This is a genomic window from Jilunia laotingensis (assembly GCF_014385165.1).
In the GTDB taxonomy this organism is placed as follows: domain Bacteria; phylum Bacteroidota; class Bacteroidia; order Bacteroidales; family Bacteroidaceae; genus Bacteroides; species Bacteroides laotingensis.
Genome location: NZ_JACRTF010000001.1, coordinates 3,604,204 through 3,630,333 on the forward strand (window position 1 = coordinate 3,604,204; position 26,130 = coordinate 3,630,333).

The 26,130-nt window shown below is 43.9% G+C and carries 18 protein-coding genes and 2 tRNA genes; 12 read left to right on the forward strand and 8 right to left on the reverse strand.

The window, feature by feature from the left end; genetic code table 11:
• Positions 1-13: 13 nt before the first annotated feature.
• Positions 14-2,143 (reverse strand): Tex family protein, encoded by a 2,130-nt coding sequence (locus H8744_RS13890; RefSeq protein WP_262435407.1) that lies wholly within the window; start codon positions 2,141-2,143, stop codon positions 14-16.
• Between the two features lie 110 nt (positions 2,144-2,253).
• Here H8744_RS13890 and H8744_RS13895 point away from each other — a divergent pair, with 110 nt between their 5' ends.
• From H8744_RS13895 to H8744_RS13920, 6 genes are all read left to right on the forward strand, one after another.
• Positions 2,254-4,167 carry a sensor histidine kinase gene (locus H8744_RS13895; protein WP_305067380.1) on the forward strand — a complete coding sequence of 638 codons (1,914 nt, stop codon included), beginning with the start codon at positions 2,254-2,256 and terminating at the stop codon, positions 4,165-4,167.
• Between the two features lie 9 nt (positions 4,168-4,176).
• Entirely contained in the window at positions 4,177-5,922 is a 1,746-nt protein-coding gene (locus tag H8744_RS13900; protein ID WP_305067502.1) for a bifunctional metallophosphatase/5'-nucleotidase, read from the forward strand.
• Entirely contained in the window at positions 5,922-6,389 is a 468-nt protein-coding gene (locus tag H8744_RS13905) for a free L-methionine (R)-S-oxide reductase MsrC (protein WP_262435410.1), read from the forward strand. The genes H8744_RS13900 and H8744_RS13905 overlap by 1 nt, the downstream gene beginning before the upstream one ends.
• Positions 6,390-6,475: 86 nt before the next feature.
• Entirely contained in the window at positions 6,476-6,808 is a 333-nt protein-coding gene (locus H8744_RS13910) for a DUF8478 family putative metalloprotein (protein ID WP_369411023.1), read from the forward strand.
• 86 nt (positions 6,809-6,894) lie between these two features.
• The gene (locus tag H8744_RS13915) at positions 6,895-9,225 is read left to right on the forward strand and encodes a TonB-dependent receptor (RefSeq protein ID WP_262435412.1); all 2,331 of its coding nucleotides are present in this window, start codon (positions 6,895-6,897) and stop codon (positions 9,223-9,225) included.
• 133 nt (positions 9,226-9,358) lie between these two features.
• The gene (locus H8744_RS13920; protein WP_262435413.1) at positions 9,359-10,249 is read left to right on the forward strand and encodes a helix-turn-helix domain-containing protein; all 891 of its coding nucleotides are present in this window, start codon (positions 9,359-9,361) and stop codon (positions 10,247-10,249) included.
• A 9-nt stretch (positions 10,250-10,258) separates the two neighbouring features.
• Here H8744_RS13920 and H8744_RS13925 read toward each other — a convergent pair whose 3' ends face one another.
• On the reverse strand, positions 10,259-10,840 hold the full coding sequence (locus tag H8744_RS13925; protein WP_262435414.1) for a Crp/Fnr family transcriptional regulator: 582 nt from the start codon (positions 10,838-10,840) through the stop codon (positions 10,259-10,261).
• Positions 10,841-11,370: 530 nt separating this feature from the next.
• Between H8744_RS13925 and H8744_RS13930 the strand changes: the two genes are divergently transcribed.
• A complete protein-coding gene (locus tag H8744_RS13930; protein WP_262435415.1) occupies positions 11,371-11,613 on the forward strand; it encodes a DUF6965 family protein in 243 nt (80 codons plus the stop codon).
• 433 nt (positions 11,614-12,046) lie between these two features.
• Here H8744_RS13930 and H8744_RS13935 read toward each other — a convergent pair.
• Positions 12,047-12,118 (reverse strand) — tRNA-Glu (locus H8744_RS13935).
• Between the two features lie 66 nt (positions 12,119-12,184).
• Positions 12,185-12,271: transfer RNA gene (locus H8744_RS13940), tRNA-Ser, on the reverse strand.
• 950 nt (positions 12,272-13,221) lie between these two features.
• Here H8744_RS13940 and H8744_RS13945 point away from each other — a divergent pair.
• From H8744_RS13945 to H8744_RS13960, 4 genes are all read left to right on the forward strand, one after another.
• Positions 13,222-13,668 (forward strand): hypothetical protein, encoded by a 447-nt coding sequence (locus tag H8744_RS13945; protein ID WP_262435416.1) that lies wholly within the window; start codon positions 13,222-13,224, stop codon positions 13,666-13,668.
• 159 nt (positions 13,669-13,827) lie between these two features.
• Positions 13,828-15,183, forward strand: a complete 1,356-nt coding sequence (locus H8744_RS13950; RefSeq protein ID WP_262435417.1) for an MATE family efflux transporter — start codon at positions 13,828-13,830, stop codon at positions 15,181-15,183.
• A 36-nt stretch (positions 15,184-15,219) separates the two neighbouring features.
• Complete coding sequence (locus H8744_RS13955) at positions 15,220-16,884, forward strand: putative transporter (protein WP_262435418.1); 1,665 nt, start codon at positions 15,220-15,222, stop codon at positions 16,882-16,884.
• A 65-nt stretch (positions 16,885-16,949) separates the two neighbouring features.
• Entirely contained in the window at positions 16,950-18,944 is a 1,995-nt protein-coding gene (locus H8744_RS13960) for a fructose-1,6-bisphosphatase (protein ID WP_262435419.1), read from the forward strand.
• Between the two features lie 390 nt (positions 18,945-19,334).
• Here H8744_RS13960 and H8744_RS13965 read toward each other — a convergent pair whose 3' ends face one another.
• From H8744_RS13965 to gmd, 4 genes are all read right to left on the reverse strand, one after another.
• Complete coding sequence (locus H8744_RS13965; protein ID WP_262435420.1) at positions 19,335-20,480, reverse strand: LA_2272 family surface repeat-containing protein; 1,146 nt, start codon at positions 20,478-20,480, stop codon at positions 19,335-19,337.
• Positions 20,481-20,594: 114 nt separating this feature from the next.
• Entirely contained in the window at positions 20,595-22,253 is a 1,659-nt protein-coding gene (locus H8744_RS13970; RefSeq protein WP_262435421.1) for an AMP-binding protein, read from the reverse strand.
• Positions 22,254-22,412: 159 nt separating this feature from the next.
• Positions 22,413-23,483 carry a GDP-L-fucose synthase family protein gene (locus H8744_RS13975; protein WP_262436276.1) on the reverse strand — a complete coding sequence of 357 codons (1,071 nt, stop codon included), beginning with the start codon at positions 23,481-23,483 and terminating at the stop codon, positions 22,413-22,415.
• 14 nt (positions 23,484-23,497) lie between these two features.
• Positions 23,498-24,565 carry a GDP-mannose 4,6-dehydratase gene (gene gmd, locus H8744_RS13980; protein ID WP_262435422.1) on the reverse strand — a complete coding sequence of 356 codons (1,068 nt, stop codon included), beginning with the start codon at positions 24,563-24,565 and terminating at the stop codon, positions 23,498-23,500.
• Positions 24,566-24,778: 213 nt separating this feature from the next.
• On the opposite strand from gmd, the gene H8744_RS13985 reads away from it, so the two are divergent.
• A complete protein-coding gene (locus H8744_RS13985) occupies positions 24,779-26,059 on the forward strand; it encodes an ATP-binding protein (protein WP_262435423.1) in 1,281 nt (426 codons plus the stop codon).
• The last annotated feature ends 71 nt before the right edge of the window (positions 26,060-26,130 follow it).

A 26,130-nucleotide genomic window follows, 5' to 3' on the forward strand; every position in this document is an offset into this window, starting at 1 on the left:
ACTTGCTATTATCCTATTGCTCGACCCCGATCATTGTCAGTTGTATTCTTTTCCGCGGTTGATCTACGCTTAGAACTTTGACCATGACTTGTTGGTGTATGGACACAACTTCCGTAGGATCGGAAATGAAACGGTCGGCAAGTTGTGAAAGATGTACCAGTCCGTTTTCTTTGATGCCTATATCCACGAAAGCACCGAAGTTGGTGATATTGCCTACGATGCCTGGTAGTACCATGCCTTCACGCAAGTCTGCAATGGTACGAACATTCTTATCAAATTCGAAAGCTTTGATTGCCTTGCGTGGATCGAGCCCCGGCTTTTCAAGCTCTTGCATGATGTCTTGCAGGGTAGGCATACCTACGGTAGGTGTCGCATAAGCCGATATGTTTATCTTGGTACGCAGGTCTTTGTTTGCGATCAATTCGGCCACACTACATTTCAGGTCTTTTGCCATTTGTTCTACAATGCAGTAGCTTTCGGGATGTACTGCCGTATTATCCAATGGGTTTTCAGCCTGTGGGATGCGGAGAAATCCAGCGCATTGCTCGAAGGCTTTTGCACCCATTCGGGGAACTTTCATAAGTTCTTTGCGCGAGGTGAAAGCACCGTTTTCTGCCCGGTAGTTCACTATGTTTTGTGCAAGTTGCGGGCCGAGACCGGAAATATAGGTTAATAGATGGCTGCTTGCCGTGTTCAGGTTTACGCCTACCAGGTTTACGCAGTTCTCTACTGTCTGGTCAAGTGCCTTTTTGAGTTTGGTCTGGTCAACGTCGTGTTGGTATTGTCCCACGCCAATAGATTTGGCATCAATCTTTACCAGTTCGGCCAACGGATCCATCAGTCTGCGTCCTATGGAGACGGCACCGCGCACGGTTACGTCGTATTCAGGAAATTCGTCGCGGGCAATTTTGGAAGCTGAATAGATGGAAGCACCTTGTTCGCTGACCACGAACACTTGCAATGCCCGGTCGAATTGTTGGGAGGTAACGAAATACTCCGTTTCCCGACTGGCAGTACCGTTACCGATTGCAATAGCTTCGATCTGATAGGCTTCCACCATCTTGCGCAGTTTGGCTGAGGCTTCCTTCTTTTTATCTACCGGTGGATGCGGATAAATGTTTTCATTGTGTAGCAGATTGCCTTGCGCATCCAGGCACACTACTTTGCAACCTGTACGAAATCCCGGATCGATGGCAAGTACGCGTTTCTGTCCCAATGGGGAAGCCAGTAATAATTGCCGGAGATTCTCTGCAAATACGCGGATCGCTTCTTCATCTGCTTTCTCTTTTGTCATAGCGGCAAATTCGGTTTCGATGGATGGTTTTAACAGCCGTTTATAGGCATCCTGTACCGCTTCGCTGACTTGACGGCTGCATTCGTTGTTGCTTTGTACAAACTGACGTTCCAGCCGTTCTATACTTTCTTCATCATCGGGGCTGATGGATACTTTTAGCAATCCTTCTGCTTCCGCCCTCCGAATGGCAAGCAGGCGATGGGAAGTGCAACGTTTCAAGGGCTCCGAGAAGTCGAAATAATCGCGGTATTTAGCGGCTTCTTCTTCTTTCCCTTTGACGAGCTTTGCTGTGATAATGGCTCCACGGCCGAACTGGTTACGTAAAGTATTACGGGCACGTTCGTTTTCGCTGACTTGTTCGGCAATGATGTCACGGGCACCTTTCAGCGCATCTTCCACATCTTTCACTTCGCCTTTGACAAAGGCGGCAGCTTTGCTTTCCGGATCGTTCTCCCGTTGCAGCATCAATAGTGTGGCCAAGGGTTCCAGTCCTTTCTGCCGGGCTGCTTCCGCTCTTGTTTTACGTTTGGGTTTATAAGGAAGATAGATGTCTTCCAGTTCGGTCGAGTCCCAGGAAGTTTCTATGCGTTGTCTCAGTTCTGGAGTCAGCTTTTCCTGTTCTTCTATAGTGCCGAGAATTGTTTCTTTCCGTTTGGCTATCTCGCATAATTTATCATACTGGTTCTTGACATTCTCTATCTGTACTTCGTCCAGTCCACCGGTGGCCTCTTTTCGATAACGGCTGATAAAGGGGATGGTGGCACCGTCTTTCAATAGGTTCAACGTATTGTTGATCTGCTTTTCTGAGATATCCAGCGTTGCAGAAATCATTTTGTGAAATAATTCCATGATATTTTTTATAAATTAGCTGACAAATGTACATATAAATTCGTCTAAAGCCAGCGTTTTTCATTATATTTGCACGCTTGAGTTATATGAATCTAAACAAAACAGAATCTATGCCGATACACGCCAGATATATTTCCTTTTATTTGATCTTATTTATTTCAGTGCTGCTCTCAGGAGCTTATGCCAATACGGATACAAAGCCCATTCTCGTTATTTGCTCTTATAATCCCGCTGCCCATCAGACTTCCGTGACTATATCCGATTTTATGGATGAATTCTCTAAAAGTGGAGGCAAATGCAATATAGAAATTGAAAACATGAACTGCAAATGTTTCTCGGAATCTCCACGTTGGAAAGGAATGATGCAGCAGATTTTATCGAAATATACCGGTGACAAGCAGCCCGGATTGATCATTTTGCTCGGGCAGGAGGCGTGGGCGGCTTATTTGTCGCAGGAAGACTCTGTGGTCAGTAAGGCACCTGTGATGTGTAGTCTTACAAGCCGTAATGCCGTAATTCTGCCGGGAGATACGGTTTCACTGGAGAAATGGATGCCGGAACCGGTTGATCTCTTTTCCGGGGAGTTAGGGAAGAAAAAGGTAAATTCCGGTTTTGTTTATGAATACGACATTCCTGACAATATACGCATGATTAAGTGTTTTTATCCGGATACAAAGCATATTGCTTTTATATCGGACAATACTTACGGAGGCGTGGCCATGCAGGCGCTTGTAAGGGAGGAAATGAAGAAGTTTCCGGAGTTGGATTTGATTCTGCTTGACGGACGTTCTAATACCATTTATACGATTATGGACAAGTTCCACCATCTGCCGGAGCATACGGTCGTATTGCTGGGAACTTGGCGTGTAGATATGAATGAAGGTTATTTTATGCGTAATGCTACGTATATGATGATGGAAGCTAATCCTGCTGTTCCTGCATTTACCACATCTTCTGTGGGGCTGGGGTATTGGACTATTGGAGGTGTAATGCCTGCTTATCGGTTATTAGGCCGTGACATGGCACGTGAGGCGGTTCGTCTTTTGAATAATCCGGATGATGGAAACGGACAGGTGGAAGTGATAGACAGTAAAGCGGTACTTGATTATGGCAAAATGAAAGAATTGAAACTTAATGTGAAGTCTTTGCCCTTTGATGTGGAAGTTGTCAATCAGCCGCAAACGTTCTATCAGCAATATATGTATCAGATATGGGCTTCGATTGCCGTTTTGGTGATATTGGTAGGTGGTTTGATCGTGTCCCTCTTTTTCTATTTCAGAACCAAACGTTTGAAGGATGAATTGTTGAAATCAGAAATAGACTTGCGGGAAGCCAAAGACCGTGCGGAAGAGTCCAATCGTCTGAAGAGTGCGTTTCTGGCTAATATGAGCCATGAAATCCGTACACCGCTCAATGCAATAGTCGGCTTTTCCGATGTTTTGGTGGCGGGTGGAAGTGATGAAGAGGAAAAGCAATCTTATTTTGAGATTATAAAATCGAACTCTGATCTTTTGCTCCGGTTGATAAATGATATTCTTGATTTGTCACGTTTGGAAGCCGACCGGATATCGCTGGCACTTGAGTCTTGTGATGTGGTGCAGCTATGTCGCCAGGTGTTGTCTTCGGTCAGTGTATCCCGTAAATCTACTAATGAATTTGTTTTCGACAGTAAATATGAGACTTTTACTTTGAAGGCCGATATTCAGCGGTTGCAGCAGGTGATTATCAATCTGCTTTCCAATGCGGTGAAATTTACGGCAGATGGAACGATAACCTTAGAATTTTCCGTAGATAAGGAACAAAAGACAGCTATGTTTGCCGTTTCAGATACCGGATGCGGCATACCGAAGGAAAAGCAGAAACTGGTTTTCGAACGGTTCGAAAAATTGAATGAATATGCACAGGGTACAGGGCTTGGATTGGCCATCTGCAAGCTTACCGTTGAGAAGTGGGGCGGCAGGATTTGGGTAGATCCCGAATATACCGGTGGTGCGCGTTTTATATTCTCAATGCCAATAATATAAGATATGAATATGAAAAGATGGTCATGCATTTATGCATTGTTGCTCTGCTTTGTTCTGGCTTTGCCGGCACAGGAGCGCGAAGTGAAACTGAAAATTGTACAAACAAGTGATGTACATGGTAATTATTATCCTTTTAATTTTATAACGCAAAAAGAGTGGGCAGGTAGCCTGGCTCGCGTACATGCGTTTCTACAAAAAGAACGTGAAGTCTATAAGGATAATCTCATATTGCTCGATAACGGTGATATTCTGCAAGGGCAGCCCACTGCCTACTATTATAACTATATAGACACGGTTTCGCCTCATGTCTGTGCGGAGATGATGAACTTCATGGGATATGATGCAGGCAATATGGGAAATCATGATGTGGAGACCGGACGCAAGGTGTTCGACCGATGGATCGGTGAGTGTAATTTCCCGGTTCTCGGTGCGAATATAATAGATACGTCTACAGGAGAAACCCATCTTAAACCGTATAAAGTGCTGGAACGTGACGGGGTGAAGATTGCTGTGTTGGGAATGATTACACCGGCTATTCCGGCTTGGTTGTCCGAGAATTTATGGCAAGGACTTCGTTTTGACGATATGGAACAGACGGCAAGGAAATGGATGAAGATTATTCGTGAGAAGGAGAATCCTGATTTGGTCATCGGACTTTTTCATGCAGGGCAGGATGCTCTTCTCATGTCCGGCAAATACAATGAGAATGCTTCGCTCGACGTAGCGAAGAAGGTACCGGGTTTTGACATGGTATTGATGGGGCATGATCATGCGCGTGAGTGTAAGAAAGTTGTAAACGTGGAAGGGGATACAGTACTGATTGTCGATCCGGCGAGCAATGCAATAGTCGTGTCTAATGTGGACGTAACACTAAAATTGAAAGATGGAAAAGTGCAGAGCAAGCAGATCGAGGGAGTTCTTTCTGAAACAAAGGATTATGGTGTCAGTGAGGAGTTCATGAAAAAGTTTGCGCCTCAGTATGATGCGGTCAATCAGTTTGTATCTAAGAAAATAGGCACTTTCACGGAAGATATTTCTACACGTCCGTCCTTCTTCGGACCTTCGGCATTTATTGATTTTATTCATACTTTGCAACTTGAGATCTCAGGTGCGGATATATCTTTTACTGCCCCGCTATCGTTTGATGCGGAAATCAGGAAAGGAGATATCCATGTCAGTGACATGTTCAATCTGTACAAGTACGAGAATATGCTATACGTGATGAATCTGACAGGACGGGAGATCAAAGACTTCTTGGAAGAGTCGTATTATCTGTGGACGAACCGGATGAAGTCGCCTGACGATCATCTGCTCTGGTTCAAGGAGAAGAGACGTGAGGGAGCTGAAGACCGTGCTTCGTTCCAGAATTTCAGTTTTAATTTTGACTCTGCGGCAGGTATTATTTATATGGTGGATGTGACTAAACCGAAAGGGGAGAAGGTGACAGTCGTCAGTATGGCGGATGGTACACCGTTCAATCTTGATAAAACGTATAAGGTAGCCGTGAATTCTTATCGGGGAAATGGCGGGGGTGAATTGCTGACCAAAGGTGCGGGAATTCCCAAAGATGCATTGAAAGACCGTATCGTCTTCTCTACTGATAAAGACCTTCGTTTTTATCTGATGAATTACATTGAGAAGAAGGGGGTGCTTGACCCTCAGGCACTGAACCAGTGGAAATTTATTCCCGAAGGCTGGACTATACCAGCAGCAAAAAGGGATTATGAGTATTTATTCGGAAAGGATAACAAGTAATGTCTGAAGAACTGAATCATGTTTCGGGTAGTAAGGAGGAACGCTATGCTTCCTTGCTACCTCAGATTCGTTCGCTGATAGAGGGCGAACCTGATATGATTGCTAATCTGGCAAATGTGGCGGCTGCATTGAAAGAGGCTTTTGATTTCTTTTGGGTTGGCTTCTATCTGGTGAAGGGAGAGGAACTGGTGCTTGCTCCTTTTCAGGGACCTGTGGCTTGTACACGTATTCGGAAGGGCAGGGGTGTCTGCGGTGTGGCGTGGCAGGAGAAACAAGCTCAGGTTGTTCCCGATGTGGATGCTTTCCCCGGGCATATCGCATGTAGCTCCCTTTCCCGGTCGGAGATAGTAGTCCCTCTGATAAGAAACGATGAAGTATGGGGAGTGCTGGATATAGACAGTGATAAACTGGGCTTTTTCGATGAAACGGATCTGAGATATCTGAAGGAAATAAGTACCTATTTATAGGTAGTTCGTTAAAATGAGCCTCTTTTTATTTAAAATACTTCCGGATAATTTGTATCTTTGCCGCTTCAATTTATAAGAAGTAAACAGTGAGTCGTGTGAAAAGGGTTCTGTCATCTCTTCTATTGCTGGTGCTATTTATGGTGTATCAGGTAAGCATTACGATGTTTACCCATGTGCATTATATAAATGGTGTCATGATTGTTCACTCTCACCCTAATAAGGGAAAACATGACCACTCTAAAACTGCCATAGTTGTAATCGATCGCCTCTCCGTCTTCCAGACACTCGAGGCGGATGTGCCTGTTAAGATAGAACCGGAACGTCCTTTGCTTTGCAAGGTGGAAGTACTGGTGGAAATTCCCGTCAGGACGGGAATGCCTTGGCTGGTCGTTTCTCTTCGCGCTCCCCCGATAGTGTAATCTTATACGATTAATGATTGCTTGGTACTTTTTCTGTGTGGATAGTACCACCCTCTTAATTTATTAAAATAACACTATTTGTCAGAATGAATAAATCTATCATCCTGCTTATACTACTGTGTATAAGTGCGATTGCTCATGCCTCTAATCCTATAAAGGAAGGCAATATGATTTCCGGACACGTTATTGTGAAAGGAAGCGAAGAGAATGTTCCCTATGCTACCATTCAGGTGGTGAGTTTTAATGGCAAAAATGTGCCGGTAGGTCGCACTACAGGCACTGTCTCCAATGAGGAAGGACAGTTTGAGTTTAGGAAACTGATACCGGGAGATTATACGTTACGGGTGCAGGCTATGGGATATAAAACTCAGGAGAAAACGGTATCTGTCAGCAAGGATTTTACGGCTGTACTGCATTTCCAGTTGGAAGAAGAGAGTTTTATGACCGATGAAGTAGTCGTTTCTGCCAATCGTAACGAAGTCAGTCGTCGTGAAGCCCCCGTCGTGGTCAATGTGATGAATACCAAACTGTTTGAAACGGTGAATTCTACCGATCTGGCTAAATCTCTGAATTATCAGTCGGGACTACGGGTTGAAAACAATTGCCAGAATTGCGGTTTTCCCCAAGTACGTATTAATGGCCTTGAAGGCCCTTATTCACAGATTCTAATCAATAGCCGCCCCGTGATCAGTGCGCTTTCGGGTGTGTATGGGCTTGAACAAATTCCAGTAAATATGATTGAACGGGTAGAAGTGGTTCGCGGAGGCGGTTCTGCTTTATTCGGTGCCAATGCGGTGGGAGGAACCATCAACATCATTACGAAAGATCCCATCAATAACTCTTTTCAGGTATCCAGCATGATTTCAAATATGAATGGTAAGTCCTGGGAGCAATATATGGGGGGCAATGTTTCCCTTGTTGCCAAGGACAATTCGTATGGTATCGCTCTTTATGAGACTTATAGAAACCGAAATCCTTATGATGCCGATGGAGATGGCTTTTCTGAAATAGGCAAACTGAATATGAATACCTTTGGACTCCGCGCCTATTACCGTCCGACTTATGACAGCCGTATTAATATTGAATATCACACAACCAATGAGTTCCGCAGGGGTGGGAATAAGTTTGATTTGCAGCCTCATGAAACGGATATTACGGAGCAAACCCGTCATGTCATCAATAGTGGTGGTATGAGCTATGACCGTTATTGGAAGGAAGCAAAGCACAAGATGTCTCTGTATGGTTCCATACAGCATACCGATCGTAACAGCTATTATGGAGCGCAGAAAAATCCGGATGCTTACGGTAAGACGAAGGATCTTACCTGGGTATTGGGCGGTATGTACGTGGGGCAGATGGATAATTGCCTTTTTGCTCCAGCCACTTTTACCGGAGGGTTTGAATATCAGGACAATTCCCTGCATGATGTGATGACGGGTTATCACCGGGATATGCAGCAAGACGTCCGGATAGCCGGAACTTTTATCCAGAATGAATGGCGTATGAAGCGTCTTACCATGCTTGTCGGACTGCGTATGGACAAGCACAATCTGATAAAGAATCTTATTTTCAGCCCACGTATTAATTTCCTCTATAAACCTATGGATAATCTGCAAGCACGGTTGACTTATTCTACCGGTTTCCGTGCCCCGCAAGCCTATGATGAGGACCTGCATGTAACAGCTGTCGGAGGAGAGGGTATCCAGATAAAGCTGGCGGATCATCTGCGTGAAGAACGTTCTAACAGTTACAGCGGCTCGGTTGACTGGACGGTTCCTTTGGGGCATTGGCAGGCTAATGTGCTGGTCGAAGGGTTTTATACGGATCTGAGACATGTATTTGCACTGACCAATATTGGAAAAGATGGCAACGGGGATGTTATCAAGGAACGCCGGAATGCGCATGGTGCCCGGGTGTATGGAGCAAATGTGGATGCAAAGATTGCTCATGGACGCGAAGTGCAACTTCAACTAGGGTTTACTGCCCAAAGAAGCCGGTATACGCAAGATGTGGCGTGGCGGGATGCTACGGAAGACGGGTTGCCAGAACTTACTACCCGGCGTATGCCTCGTACACCTGATTATTATGGTTACTTTACATTTACATCTGCCCCGACCAAACATTTCGATTTCTCCTTATCGGGTACTTATACCGGTAAGATGATTGTTCCGCACATGGCTGGCTATATCGATGATGACCGCATGGAGCATACTCCGCAATTCTTCGATTTGAATCTGAAACTGAACTATACATTCGTTTTGCATGATCATATCAAGCTGCAACTTAATGGTGGCATTCAAAATATCTTCAACAGTTTCCAGAAAGATCTGGATAAGGGGGAATTTCGTGATTCCGGTTATTTTTATGGACCTACGCAGCCGCGGACTTATTTCATCGGGATTAAGATTATGAATTGATAGTACTTCTGGTATGAACTTCCTTTTTGTTTGAGGTGCCAAACTGCACAAATTACATGATTTTGAAAAAATGCATTGGGTAATTTGTGCAGTTTGAATTTCAAATACATATATTTGCAAAAAATACGAGAATATGGAGAATGACATTATTCCGCAGATAGATATTTCATGCGTACAGGAACTCAAGTTGCGTGAAATTGATTTTATAGATAATGATTTTGCTATCTTCGATGATGCCTCGGAAATACCGATGTATGACAGTTATCCCAATCGTATCAACGCTGCCATATTGGCTGTATGTCTGAAAGGTCATGCTAAAGTGGCTATAAACCTGAAAGAGTATGATTTGGAAACCAGTTCGTTGCTAATGACGCTTCCCGATCAGATTATTCAGAATATAGGTGCCAGTGATGATTATTCCGGTATTTTTATTGCTGTATCTCCCCAGTTTATCGACCGTACTTTTACACAAATGAAGGAATTGCTCTCTTTTATGTTTTATATAAAAGAACATCCTTGTGTGCCCTTGAACGAGTCTGAACTCAATTGCATGATTGAATATCACTCTTTCCTTTGGAAAAAAGTAAAGATGAAAGATAACATTTATCGGAGGGAGATTGCCAAAGGCATACTCTCTGCCATGTTCTATGATATTCATAATTTCTGCCGGAAACACATGCCGATGGAAGGTTATCATCCTAAAACCCGCAAGGAAGAGCTTTTTGAAAAGTTTATGCATGAAGTGTCTTCCAGTTACCGGATGGAACGTTCCGTCACTTTTTATGCTAATAAATTGTGCCTGACTCCGAAACATCTTTCTGGAGTGGTTAAAGAGGTGAGCGGTAAGACGGCAGGTGAGTGGATTGATGATTTTGTTATTTTGGAGGCTCGTGCCTTATTGAAATCTTCCGAGATGAGTGTGCAGGAGATTGCAGAATACCTTCACTTTGCCAATCAGTCGTTTTTCGGAAAATATTTCAAGCATTATGTCGGTATGTCGCCTAAGGAGTATCGAAGGAGTTAGGGGGAATTTCTACAATACCCCCGATCGTACACGGCTCAGCGTTTCAGGTGTCATCAACAGATAAGATGCGATATGTGACAAGGCCGCCCGTTTTACGATTTCCGGATGATGTTCGAGCAACAGGTTATAACGTTCACGTGCTGTTTCAAATCGCCAGGAATCAGCTTTGATCTGTGATACGATTAGTGAATATTCCAGCACTTTGCGATAAAACAGATTGACTTCCGCAGAGGTTTCTACCAATCTTTGTAATTCTGTATAAGGGAAAAGATAAATAACGGATGGTTCCAGTGCTTCTACCATGAGGCGCGTAGGTTCTTGTTTCAGAAAGCTTTCTATACAGATCACGGTGCATCCCTCATAAGAAAAATGTTCTGTCACATCTTTACCGTTTTTGTAATAGAATTGCCGGAGCATCCCTTTGCCGACAAAAATAATATTGTGGGAGACTTGTCCTTCATTCAGGATCAGTTCATTTTTGTTCACCTCTTTGCGTATCAGGACTTCGGCCAATAATTGCCGTCCTTCTTTACTCATCTCCGGATATCTGGAATTTACAACAGCATCTACCGTTCCTTTTAATATCTCCATAGTTTTATCTGATAAGTAGTGATTGAATTGTGTCGCAAAAGTACAAAAATAGTTGACTTAAATCAATTAATCAGGGCAAAAAGATGCATTTTTGCTTTAAATCAATTCATTTTATTTTCATACTCCTTACTTTTGCAGCGTTTTCAATAGGTAACACAAAAATATAATTAGGTATGAAAAAGGTAAAGAGCATGTTTGTCTGGTTCATTGAACGGACTAATAACAATGCCGGAGGAGTTTGGGGACTTTAAAGAACACTCTCCTCTGTGGTTTTAAAATTAGGATTAGATTGAAATTAGCGTTAGGAAAGGAGTTATCTATATAGCTCCTTTTTTTATTTGGGAAAGAAACAAGTGATTGTAATGGCGTTTTGCACAATATTGGTCTATAATTATTTTACCGAATTGATTGCTTGTGCCTTATAAGATGGTACTTTCATTTATGGATTTATTTGTACTTTATTTAATCATTCTGTTTATATCATTATTCTATTGCATTTATTTATTATTTTTGCAAGAAAAAGTATAAAGATGGCACACAGTTACGATCATGAGTCAGTTCAGGAATTACTTTCATGGGCAAGAAATCTGCTCCAGAATAAATCTTTCCCAGAAGTTCCTTATCAGCTAAATATAAGTACTAAAATTATTAATTGCTCTCTATTTCTAGAAACAGTAATAGCTACGATAGAGGAAAATAAGGATAATTCTACTTTTCAACCTACAATAGAGCAACTTTGGGATTTTCGGGATAAGATAGAAGGGAAAGTATAATAAATATAAGAGTATATTATAATCGATAACGACTTAATTACTTAATTCTTGAATAATTATCTTTTATAGTTGTCGATCTATATCCAATACCTTTTTTATACTGACGGTTATTCCTAAATCGTTCTATGATATATTGATTTGCAATATATCAAATAGGTTGTCGTTCACTGGCTAATTGTATATAATTGAATATCGACATTTTTCTATGTGATTTGTATAGGTTTTCTAAATGTTAATCTATTAATATTTAGGTTATTGATGTTTATTCATGTTCCCCTCTTAATTGTATCGCTTGTGGAATTGAAACACATTTTGGATGATGATGGCCTTTTGCGCTTCCAGCTCTTAATTGTATCGCTTGTGGGATTGAAACTGAGGATGTACAGATGGTATAAAAAAACAACTACCATAAAGTAGTTGTTTGACTTTGATGTAGTGGGTACGAGAATCGAACTCGTATTACATGCGTGAGAGGCATGTGTCCTAACCGTTAGACGAACCCACCGGATTTAATTTTTAGATCTAAAAAGAGCTAAGTTATAAATACTTAGCTCTTTTATTGAGAATCTTGCGGAAGCTGGGGGATTCGAACCCCCGGTACAGTTACCCGTACGTCAGTTTAGCAAACTGGTGGTTTCAGCCACTCACCCAAACTTCCTTTGAACCCGCATTCTCTCTCAAATGCGGTGCAAATATAGATGGAAGTTTTGGACTGTGCAAGTCTTTCCATAAGATTTTTTCTAACTATTTATCCTATTTCCCGTTAATTGCCTATGATTCAAATGTTAAACAATAGAACTTTTTTCCTTAATTAATTCCGTCTAGGATAGAGAGGTTTTCTTGTTTCGTCAATAACTACCCGATTTATGATATTTACATTGGAAAAAGGGGGCGGATCTTTATCAAAAATGGTACTGAAAAAGAGAGGAATCACCAGGTTGTAGTTTCCCTTCAAGAACAGGAATGTCTTTGCTAGAGCTTATTTGAGGGTTTTCTCCATAGGTAAATGGTTTCAGAATAAGCTAATGTGAAAGGTACAGTTGGTATGTAAATATATATTCTTATCATATAAAAGTACGTACTTATACATCTTAATAATGTGTACCATTGTACAGTAAAAGTACGTATTCTTATTAACATATAAAATAGACTAAAATAGTAACCTTTGGAATGTAAAAAAAGAACCGATAAATACTTCAACTTGAACCCATTTTTGGATGGAATCTTTTACTGCTCCAGATTTTGTTCGGGAATTAAGAGAGTAAAAAAGGAAGAAATGGAAAATAGGAGAATAAAGAGCATAAAAAAAGGCTATCTATCCCAGACAGCCAATCTTTTGTTAACCTTAAATCTAATACTATGAAAAACACATTGCAAAGTTACGTGCTTTTTTGTAACTAGCAAATATTCTGTATGAATTAAGGCGTTTTATAACATGGTTTAATATTTAGTTTCTCTGAGTTAACACTCTGTAGCATAAATGGGTTGTTTCCCTTTTAGGTTTAGGACATCCCCTTAAGAAATGTAGGATTTTTCCCTGTGGGGAGATCAAACGTTTGCCTACTTTTGTTTTAAACGAAATCAATAATCAGTAGAAAGGATAAGGACATGAAAACGAGCGTACTTAAATATTTAAAGATGACATTGCTGGCAGCAATGATAGTCAATTTGTCTGCCTGTGAAGTGGAAATTGGAGGTTTTTGGGATGATGATAATATAGGGGGAGATTATTATAATAGATCACGAGATCTGTGTAGTCGTACATGGGTAAGGTCGTATTATGATATAGATGGAAATTATTGTTGGCAGGAAGTTGATTATTATTTGGATCGGAAAGGTGTGGATTTTATCCGGATAGAGTACCGAAACGGAGGAGTATATGAGAATGAGTACCGTTTTAAATGGAATTGGGAGAATGCTGCACAGACATCGATCAGGATGCGATATGGTTCCAATGATGAGTCTTACCTGGATGATGTACAAATATGGAGCAACAGACTCACCGGTTATTTGGATGGCTGGGATAATTATGTTGTTTATCAGGGAAGATATTGAGAGGCTGTTTAATTTTAGCCCGGTACTCTTCCCAAGAATCCTTTTTGCGGGAAATTTAAAAAACTTCCAGTAACCGGGTATCTGAATTTGATTTATATCAATCCTCTTTTTCACCGATTTTGAATACCTTTGCACCCCGAAATTCAGAATGGGCAGATAGTGACTACACACAGAATACAACAGGAGAGTATTAAGAGAAGGTTGGCGAAGCTGGCAGCTCCTATTTTTATCGAAACTTTGCTGATCATGATGCTTGGCGCGGTGGACATCATCATGCTGAGCCGTCATTCGGATAACAGTGTGGCGGCCGTTGGTGTTGTCAACCAGATTATTATGCTGACGTTTTTGGTATTCGAGGTTATCAATCTGGGGACATCCGTTTTATGCTCGCAATATTTAGGCGCGCGATTGGAAAAGAAGGTGGTGCAAGTAGTGGGAATATCATTGCTTGTTAATCTTTTGGTCGGTGGCATAATCAGTCTTTTTCTTTTTTTGATGAACAAAACGATCCTTCATTGGATGGGGTTAAGTCCTGAGCTGATGGCGGACGGTGTGAATTATATGCGTATCGTTGGTGGGTTTGCTTTCTTTCAGGCGATATCCCTAACTTTGTCTGCCTCCTTGCGAAGTGCCAATAAAGCCATTTACCCCATGCTGGTAACGGTAGTCGTCAATATCTTGAATATTGTCGGCAATTATTCGTTGATTTTCGGTAAGTTCGGTTTTCCCGAATTAGGCGTGGAAGGGGCTGCCATATCGACGGCTTTCAGTCGGGGAGTAGCGATGGTGATCCTGTTCGTGATCCTGTTCCGCAAACATATCCACCGGTTCCCGTTGGCTTATTTCCGTCCTTTCCCGTGGATCGAACTAAAGAATCTGATGAAGATCGGTCTGCCATCCGCAGGAGAGCAATTATCGTACAGTTCTTCGCAAGTAGTGATCACCTATTTCATCAATATGCTCGGTGTAGAAGCATTGGCGACCAGGACCTACTGCGTCAATATCATTATGTTTGTCTATCTTTTCAGTATTTCGATGGCTCAGGGAGGTGCTATCTGCATCGGTCATCTGATAGGGGAGAAGAAACCCCATGCAGCCTTTTTATTGGGTAAATATGTGATGAAGAAATCGGTGATGATTACGTTTATACTCTCATGTATCCTGGCGATAGCCGGTCACACCATTTTGGGGTGGCTGACTACCAATCCTGAGATTATCCATATGGGTGTGATCATATTGATAATCGATACCGTACTCGAAATAGGCCGTCCCATTAACATCTTTGCAACAAATGCTCTCCGTGCTGCGGGCGATGTGAATTATCCGTTCTTTGTAGGGCTGATAGTGATGTGGAGTGTTGCAGTGGGAGGAGGCTATTTGTTTGGTATTCATTGGGGTTGGGGCTTGTGCGGCATGTGGGTTGCGTTTCTTTTGGATGAGAATATCCGGGGTGTTATTTTTGTCCGCCGTTGGTATAGCATGAAATGGATACATAAAAGTTTTGTGCGGGCATAAAATGTTTCTATATTTGCAGAATAATTATGTAGTTTAATGGAATGGTTATATAGTCTATTCATCGAACATTCAGCTTTACAGGCCGTAGTTGTACTTTCGCTTATATCCGCCATCGGGCTGGGATTGGGCAAAATCCACATCTGCGGTGTGTCTCTTGGAGTGACTTTCGTGTTTTTTGTTGGTATACTTGCCGGGCATTTCGGTCTGTCGGTCGATCCTCAGATGTTGAATTACGCTGAGAGTTTCGGTCTGGTCATTTTTGTCTATGCGTTAGGTTTACAGGTCGGTCCCGGATTTTTCAGTTCCTTGAGTAAAGGGGGGATCACACTGAATATACTGGCGATGGGCGTGGTGGTATTGGGAACCTTGCTTACGCTCATTTGCAGTTTGACGACAGGTGTGTCGCTGCCCGATATGGTTGGTATCCTTTGCGGTGCCACCACTAATACGCCTGCTCTTGGTGCAGCGCAACAGACCTTGAAACAGATGGGTATGGAAAGTAGCACACCCGCCTTGGGGTGTGCGGTAGCTTATCCCTTGGGAGTGGTCGGAGTAATTCTTTCCATACTGTTGATCCGCAAGCTTTTGGTACGCAAACGAGACCTCGAACTGAAAGTAAAGGACGATAACAATAATACTTATATAGCTGCATTTCAAGTGCATAATCCGGCCATATTCAATAAAAGCATTAAGGATATTGCCCACATGAGCTATCCGAAGTTCGTTATTTCCCGTTTATGGAGAGAAGGTAAAGTCAGTATCCCTACTTCGGAAAAGATTCTGAAGGAGGGCGACCGTTTGTTGGTAGTGGCTTCCGAAAAGGACGCTATGATCTTGACCGTGCTTTTTGGCGAACAGGAGAATACAGACTGGAATAAGGAAGACATCGATTGGAATGCCATCGACAGCCAGTTAATCTCCCAACGTATCGTTGTGACCCGTCCTGAACTGAACGGCAGAAAGTTAGGATCGCTCCGCTTGCGCAATCATTACGGCATCAATATCAGCCGTGTATACCGTTCGGGTGTGCAATTGCTAGCTACTCCCGAACTGACGCTCCAACTGGGTGACCGCTTGACGGTAGTAGGAGAGGCGGCCGCTATTCAGAATGTGGAAAAGGTCCTTGGCAATGCTATCAAAAGCCTGAAAGAACCCAATCTTGTGGCTGTATTTGTAGGCATCATTGCCGGTTTGGCATTAGGGGCGATTCCCATTACGATTCCGGGTATCAGCACGCCCGTGCGTTTGGGATTGGCAGGGGGACCTATCATAGTAGGGATTCTGATCGGTACCTTCGGCCCTCGTATGCACATGATCACCTATACCACCCGCAGCGCAAACCTGATGTTGCGTGCTTTGGGACTTTCCATGTACCTGGCTTGCCTGGGGCTGGATGCCGGTGCGCATTTCTTCGACACCGTATTTCGTCCCGAAGGGTTGCTTTGGATCGGTTTGGGAGCCGGATTGACCATCATCCCTACGGTCGTAGTAGGAGTTGTAGCTTTTAAATTCTTGAAAATAGATTTCGGTACCGTCTCGGGTATGCTTTGTGGAAGCATGGCGAATCCGATGGCGCTGAATTATGCAAATGATACGATTCCGGGTGACAATCCTTCGGTGGCATATGCGACGGTTTATCCGTTGTGCATGTTCCTTCGGGTCATCATCGCCCAGATTACTCTCATGTTTTTGCTAAATTAAAAAGGCATTCAGACCCTTATTGACCTGAAATATTAATATATTGTTAAACCTAAAATGTAACTATTATGACCGCTCAAAGTAACATCACACCAGAAAGCATTGTTGGTGACTTGCGTTATTTGCAATTATTGTCGCGCAGCTTCCCAAACATCGCTGATGCGAGTACTGAAATCATTAATCTGGAGGCTATATTGAATCTTCCCAAGGGTACGGAACATTTCCTGACGGATATTCATGGTGAATACGAAGCTTTCCAGCATGTGTTGAAAAATGCTTCCGGTGCGGTAAAGCGGAAAGTGAACGAGATCTTCGGCAACACTTTGCGCGAATCGGAAAAGAAAGAGTTGTGTACGTTGATCTATTATCCGGAGGAGAAATTGCAACTTGTGAAGGAGCAGGAATCGGATATGGACGATTGGTATATGATAACGCTCAACCAGGTGGTGAAAGTATGCCAGAACGTATCTTCCAAGTATACCCGTTCCAAAGTGCGTAAGTCATTGCCGAAGGAATTCTCATACATCATACAGGAGTTGCTCCACGAGTCGAGTGTAGAACCCAATAAACATGCTTACATCAATGTTATCGTCAGTACCATAATCAGCACGAAACGTGCCGATGCCTTCATTATAGCCATGTGTAAGTTGATCCAACGGTTGACCATCGACTCGTTGCATATTGTCGGAGATATTTATGACCGCGGCCCCGGTGCGCATATCATTATGGACACGCTGTGCAATTATCATAATTTCGATATCCAATGGGGAAACCATGATATTCTTTGGATGGGTGCAGCGGCAGGCAATACGAGTTGTATGGCGAATGTGATCCGCATGTCTATGAGATACGGCAATCTGGCTACTTTGGAAGATGGCTATGGCATCAACCTTCTGCCTTTGGCAACCTTTGCCATGGATATGTACGCGGATGATCCTTGTACCGTCTTTACTCCGAAAACCAATTTCGCGGATGCGGCCTACAACGAAAAAACTTTGAGACTGATCACCCAGATGCATAAAGCCATAGCGATTATCCAGTTCAAGTTGGAGGCGGAGATCATCAACCGTCGTCCCGAATTTGGCATGGAGAACCGTAAGTTACTGGAGAAGATAGATTTTGAGCGCGGCATCTTTGTCTATGAAGGTAAAGAGTATGAAATGCTCGATACCAGTTTCCCGACGGTGGATCCTAAAGATCCTTACCGCTTGTCTGAAGAGGAAAAAGAGTTGGTAGAAAAGCTGCATAATTCGTTTGTGAACAGTGAGAAGTTGAAAAAGCATATGCGTTGCCTGTTCACGTACGGTGGGATGTATCTGGTTTGTAACTCTAATCTGTTGTACCATGCTTCCGTTCCGATGAACGAGGATGGCAGTTTTAAGCAGGTCAAGATACGAGGGAAGAAATACAGTGGAAAGAAGCTGCTGGATAAGATCGACCAGTTGGTGCGTTGCGCCTATTACGAGGAAGAAGATGATGATGAGAAGCTTTTTGCAATGGACTATATCTGGTATTTATGGTGCGGGCCGGACTCTCCGTCCTTCGATAAAGACAAGATGGCAACCTTCGAACGCTATTTCATTGCTGACAAGGCACTCCATAAAGAGAAGAAAGGTGCCTATTACAATTTACACGACAGCGAGGAAATCTGTGAAAAGATACTCGAGGAATTCAAGGTGACTGGTCTGCATACTCATATCATCAACGGGCATGTGCCTGTGAAGACTATCAAGGGTGAGCAGCCTATAAAAGCGGGAGGGAAACTTCTTGTCATTGACGGAGGTTTTTCCAAAGCATACCAGCCGGAGACGGGCATAGCAGGATATACATTGGTATACCATTCGCATGGTTTGCAGTTGGTTCAACATGATCCTTTTGAGTCCAGACAGAAAGCTATCAGAGAAGGGTTGGATATTAAATCGACCACTTTTGTCATTGAGTTCAACTCGCAACGCATGATGGTGAAAGACACTGATAGAGGGAAGGAACTGATGGCTCAGGTTCAGGATTTGAAGAAACTACTGGTGGCTTATCAGATGGGGTTGATAAAAGAAAGAAGCTAAGGGGAATTTATGTAGATAGAAACTTCCCGGATTCAAGTATAAGACCTGAATCCGGGAAGTTTAGTATAATCTGAGTATAAAACTTGAATCACATGTTAGGTGAAGCGTCTACTGTATCTTTAACTTAGGAAATGTCAACAAATTTCAGTTTCCCATATCCGTGTTGAAATATAAAATGGATGTATTTAAGTGGTTGATAATTAGTGCGGTGAATCTCCTGTTTTTACCTCGGTGAGCAACGGCCTCCATCTCGGTGATGAAGGGGCTCTTCATCGGTGAGCAACGGGGTGTTCATCGGTGAGGTCGAAGATCCTCAGTCGGAAGCTATATTTGTGTAAGAATAAATCCCTAATGTTTCCTTCTCAATTCTTCCTTCTAAGCTCTTCCTTCTCAAAACAGTACTATTCCCGCCTCTGCGATCACCCCTTTGTCATAGGTCACATTTTTGTTATAGTAACGGCTGCCACCATAACCTCCGGAAGCGAAGACTCCGAACTTCTTTGTAATTTGATATTCTAGATTCAAGCGAGCTTGCAGGCCATAAAGCCGTGCAGGAATACCATAATCTTTGTTCTTGAAAGTTTCGATATGCTGATAGCCTAGATCGCCACTGATTGTCAGATCCTTCCATAACGGCAACCAGATACCTCCGCGATAGAACACCGCAGCGGAGAATTTATCACTGAAATCCAGATAATGCGTGCCGGCACCCACTATCGTGTAGAACAACTTGTTCTTGAACCGGGCACCTACGTTTAGTTTTGTTGCATTACCACCGAAAATCATCATTTGCACCCTTGTGTCCGGATTGGCGTTGACAAGTCCCAATTGGAAACCTTTCATCTCGTCTTTGTAATAATTCACAAGTCCGATCTGCAATCCTCTCGCTTTGGTAGAAAAGTTGGCTAAACCGATCTGTACACCATTCATACGTGATACCACGATATTGCCTAAACCAGATATCTGTACACCGTTCATATGTTCACTTGCTACGTTCAGGAGTCCGGCAGCCATCAAACCATTGAAGGTGGAGCCTGTGACATTAGCGACTCCAGCCAAATGAACACCTTTTGCTTTATCACCCGAAATGTTCATGATGCCGCTTGCCATCAGCCCGGCACTGTTGTTACCGGTGATATTTGACAAGCCGGACAATAGACCCCCCTTCATCTGATTGCCGGCAATGTTGGTTAGCCCCGTTGCGGATAGCCCGATCATGTTGTTTCCGTTGATATTGCTGATTCCGGACAATTGGATGCCTCTCATACTTCCGCTTACCATGTTGGCAAGACCAGAAACCTGCATACCGTTCATGTTCCTACCGATAACACTGCCCAATACATTGATTCCCAAACCGTTCATCCGGTTCATGCTCGACTGGATACCGATATTGAAATACGTGGTCTGTAAACTATCCAACGGTTGGGTGCTTACCCCTTTCCATATGGACAGGTTGATGCCTGCGCTCTTGTTCTGTGCGGGCAACATCCCACTTGCCATTATAAGCATTGCAAGTGGGAGAAATAGTTTTCTCATATTCATATTTTCTTTTTTCTTAGAAGAACCTGGCCAAAACGAAAGCTGTTTCGTATCTGAGAGCCTTTTTAAACTTTCCTCAAAAGAAGGATGAGCAAAGTTGGGAACTGGCTCTTATCCTTTCGCTTCCTGGTATAGGAAACGTTTGATGGACTTTTTCGGAGTCTTCTCGAACTCTTCCGGATAGATTTTCATCTTGGAAATCTGGCTGTAAGCCGGAAGCATGGCGTTGAGCGCCACACGGTTTTCCTCCATCACCCGTTCCATGTCTTCATTCTTCAATCCGTGGGCAAAGGCATCGTCGAAATCGGGATAAACCAGCCCCACTAGTTTATCGTTTTGTTGCACAATGATACTTTCCGCTACATAAGGCAAGTTGTTCAATTTATCTTCTATCTCTTCCGGGTAGATGTTCTGCCCGCTGGAACCCAGCAACATGTTTTTGCTGCGTCCTTTGATGGTGACATTGCCTTCCTCGTCCATCAGTGCCAAGTCTCCGGTGTGCAACCATCCATCCTTGTCGATCACCTGACGGGTTGCCTCTTCGTTTTTGTAGTAACCCAGCATGACGTTCGGTCCTTTGCAGACAATCTCTCCCGCTATGTTTTCAGGATCGGACGACAATATCTTCACGTCCATGCGTGGAGCGGCCTTGCCACACGATGCAGGCTTGAAGCGTTTCCAGTCCTCGTAGCAGATGATCGGGCCGCACTCGGTCATGCCATACCCTACCGTATACGGGAAGTCGATCATCTTCAAGAACTGTTCCACCTCTTGGTTGAACGCAGCACCTCCCACGATGACAGCTTCGAAATTTCCACCGAAGGCTTGGATCATCTGTTCGCGCACGGTCGATTTTATCTTGTCGTTGATGATGGGTACTTTCAATAACAGTTTCATGGTCGGGGTTTCCAGCTTCGGGAGTATGTTTTTCTTGATGATCTTTTCGATGATCAAGGGCACGGCTACAACCAAGTTGGGTTTCACCTCCGCAAAAGCCTGGAAGATGATCTTAGGACTTGGCATACGGGTGAGGAAGTAGATCTGGCATCCCACGGCAAACTCGTACAGGAATTCGAACGCAAGCCCGTACATGTGCGCCATCGGCAACATGGAGACGATTTTGTCTCCCGGTTTCAAGGTCAACACTTCAAAACCGAACCGGGTGTTCGACCATAGGCTACGGTAGGGGAGCATCACTCCTTTTGAGTAGCTGGTCGTTCCGGAAGTGTAATTGATGACCGCCAATTCTTCCGGCTGGTCCTTATGATATTCCACATGCTCTTTCCGGAAGTTCTTAGGGTATTTCTTGCCGAACAGTTCGTTCAGGTGTTCGCGGGCATGGGTCAGTCTTTCGCTCCGGGACACTAATAAAGAGAAATCGTTCATCATCAGGATTCCCTCAAGCAAGGGCATTGCCGATTCATTCAGGTTTTCCCACACCATGTCACCCACGAAAAGCAATTTGGCTTCGGAATGATTGACGATGTTATGCACGTTGTCCGCCTTGAACTCGTGCAGGATGGGGACAATTACCGCCCCGTACGTCAGTGTGGCAAGAAAAGTAACACCCCAATGAGAACTGTTCCGTCCGCAGACGGCTATCTTGTCTCCTTTGCGGATACCGCTTTCTTCAAAGATGATATGTAGCTTTTCTATTTTGCGGGCTACGTCTTTATACTGTAGGGTGGCTCCCTTATAATCTGTCAGGGCATCCAGATCCCAATTGTTCTTGATACTGTTTTCAATGTAAGCTATAAAACTTTGTTCCATTGTTTTTGCACATTTGATATTAAATTGTGCAAATATAGCTATTTAATTGAGATTGGAAAACTTATATAGCTTAAAGTTGATGGGAAGCCGAAAGTTTCAGGAGATTCACGTGCTTTTTGATATCAGACGCGGATTCCGCAAAACCCGCGTCTGAGTATCTTATTGCAAGTACCAATTGTACATTCTCCGTACTCCTTTCTCGATATCCACCTTGTGATGCCATCCAAGGCTGTGAAGTTTGGAAGGATCGGTCAGTTTGCGCATCGTGCCGTCCGGTTTGCTACTGTCGAAAGTCAGTACCCCTTTGTATCCTACCGTATCGACGATCAGTTCAGCCAGTTGGCGAATCGTGATTTCCTTGCCTGTACCGATATTGATATGGCAGTTGCGGATGTCTTTCTCACCTTCTTTATAGGTATCCTTGAAATCGACATGTTCCATCACGAAAACACTGGCATCCGCCATTTCCTCGCTCCACAGGAATTCGCGCAAAGGCGTTCCGGTTCCCCATAACACGACTTCGGTTTCGCTGATCCCATACTTTTTCAGTAGGTTCAATATGTCTTTTTCGGGACTATTGCCATCAATGCCCTCTACCGGACGTGTGTTCAAGTCCTTGCGTACTGCTTCCCAATTTCCTTCTTTCAGGCAATGAGCCAAATGTATCTTCCGGATCATTGCCGGGAGGACATGGCTCCGCTCCAGGTCGAAATTGTCGTTCGGGCCGTACAGGTTGGTCGGCATCACGGCAATGTAGTTAGTACCATATTGCAGATTGAAACTTTCACACATTTTCAGTCCGGCGATTTTGGCGATGGCATACGGTTCGTTCGTGTATTCCAAAGGTGAAGTCAGCAATACGTCCTCTTTCATCGGTTGCTCCGCATCACGCGGGTAGATGCAAGTGCTGCCAAGGAACAACAGCTTTTTTACATGGTGACGGAAACTCTCTCCGATCACATTCTGTTGGATTTGTAGGTTCTTGTATATGAAGTCCGCCCGGTAGATGCTGTTTGCCATGATACCGCCCACGAAGGCAGCAGCGAGAAATACATATTCCGGCTGTTCTTCATCGAAGAATTGGCGCACGGCTACGCCATCCAGTAAGTCCAGTTCCTTGTGAGTACGTCCTATAAGGTTCGTGTAGCCTTTCTCCTCCAGGTTTTTCCAGATGGCGGAACCCACCAGTCCGCGGTGTCCCGCAACGTATATTTTAGCATTTTTCTCCATGCGAATCATCCTCTTTATTTGGTGGCAATCATCTTTTTTACTTTCTCCATGTCGTGGCGTACCATGATCTTTACCAGTTCGGGGAACGGTGTGCTGCAAGGGTTCCATCCCAGCACGGTTTTTGCTTTGGTCGGATTGCCTAGCAATTGTTCCACTTCGGCAGGGCGGAAATATTTGGGATCTACCTCTACCAGTACTTTCCCCGTTGCCGTGTCAATACCTTTTTCGTGCAGTCCCTCGCCTTCCCAACGCAGATTGATACCCGCTTCGGCAAATGCCAGCGTGCAGAATTCGCGTACGGTGTGCATCTCTCCGGTAGCGATCACGAAATCTTCCGGCACGTCATGCTGCATGATGAGCCACATACATTCCACGTAATCTTTGGCATATCCCCAGTCACGGCGTGCATCCAGATTCCCCAGATAGAGCTTGTCCTGTTCGCCTTGTACGATGCGCGCAGCGGCAAGCGTGATCTTGCGCGTTACGAAAGTCTCGCCACGACGTTCGCTTTCGTGGTTGAAGAGGATGCCGTTTACGGCAAACATGCCATAGCTTTCACGATAGTTCTTTGTGATCCAGAATCCGTATTGTTTGGCAACTGCATACGGACTGCGCGGATAGAACGGAGTCGTTTCGCTCTGCGGGACTTCCTGCACTTTACCGTACAGTTCGGAAGTAGAAGCCTGGTAGATGCGAGTTTTCTTTTCCAGTCCCAGGATGCGTACGGCCTCCAACATACGCAATGTGCCAACGGCATCCGATTCGGCTGTGTACTCAGGTACATCGAATGAAACCTTTACATGGCTTTGAGCCGCCAAGTTGTATATTTCGTCCGGTTGCACGGTCTGGATGATGCGGATCAGCGAACTGGAGTCGGTCATGTCGCCATAGTGCAGGTTGATGGTACGTTTTTGTTTCATGTCGCGTACCCATTCGTCGAAATAGAGATGTTCGATGCGTCCTGTGTTGAATGACGAAGAGCGGCGGAGTATGCCGTGTACTTCATATCCTTTTTGCAATAAAAATTCGGCAAGGAATGATCCGTCCTGCCCGGTGATTCCGGAAATAAGAGCTTTCTTCATGTTCTTTTTATTTTTAATAGTTGATTTTTTCTGATGCAATGTTCGGCATTTTCTTCGAGATGAGAGCCTTATTTTTATATCAATCTTTTAGTTTTGCCAGAAAATATCTATATTTGCGCGATATTATTCAAGTAGATATGAATCTTTGACTATTTAATGTTAGATATTTATTTGTATTCGAATAATTCAGTGAAAGCATAACTTTTTTAGTATATGAATAATTATTTTGATGAATTAAGTCTCTCTAACTACTGGAAAGGGCAACTGCCGGATGGTGGAATGGCACGTGGATGCTATACCAACCGCATCTTCGGATACATAGGCAACAAGCTGGTCAAAGTGTTGGTCGGTCAGCGGGGAGCTGGTAAGTCCTGCCTCCTCCGGCAAATCATGCTCCATTTGCTTGCAGAAGGGGTATCACCGCGCAATTTGCTTTATATCAGTCGTGCTTTTACCGATTCCGGTTGTCTGAAAGGACGTGAAGGATTGGAAGCCCTTCTTGGCACTTATCGTGAAAGGCTCCATCCGGTAGGAAAGATTTACCTTTTTATAGAAGATATACAGAATATCGACGGTTGGGAGCAGTTTGTCCTTTCCCATTCTCAGGACTATGTCAGTAGTTGTGAGTTTTTCATCAGTGGCTCCAACGCGCGGATGCTCGATGGAGATTCCGGACAACTTTTGCTTCGCCATTGTGTCAGTTTTGAGATCTTTCCTTTCAGCTATGCCGAGTACGTTGAACGCGAACGGACAGAAGCCTCTGCCAATAGTTATACCGAATATATGGCACATGGTGCTTTGCCTCGTTTGGCAGCATTACCTGCCGGGGAAGACCACCGGGGCTATGTCTCGGCACTCAAAAATACCGCTTTGTTCCGCGATGTCGTGCAGCGTTACCGGATCAAAGACCCCGGACTTTTGGAAGAAGTGTTGATCTATCTTGCCGCCCATTTGTCACAGTCGGTATCCGTCACTACTCTTGTCAGCCATTTCAACACGTTGAACCGGAAGACAAGTTATGACACCGTTGCCAATTATATAGGTTATCTGGAAGATACTTTTCTGATTCATCGTGTGGAGCGTTGCCAAGTCCGCACCCGTGAGATCGTGTTAGGGAGTTGTCGTTATTATATGAACGATTGGGCCTTCATGCTTTATCTTTATCCGTTCTTTGCCCGGCAGCCGGAGGTGGCTTTCAAAAACCATGTTTATATGGCGTTGAGACGTGCCGGTTTTGCCGTATATGTGGGGGTACATCGCAACAAGACCATTGATTTCATGGCTTGTAAGGATGATCGCATTATTTATATCCAATGCATCGCATCATTGGCGGATGAATCGGTTGCGGAAGCATTGTATTCCTCGCTTGCATCCATACAGGACAATTATGAGAAATGGATCGTGTCTGCCGATCGCGCGCCTTTGCCTTCACGGGGCGGAATACGCCACATACAGGCATGGAGGCTGGGAGAGATGTTGGGGCACGAGCGATAATAAAAACAGTAGACTGCAATGTCATATAAATATTTTTAGTTCTATTTCTGAAATATTTATATGACATTGTT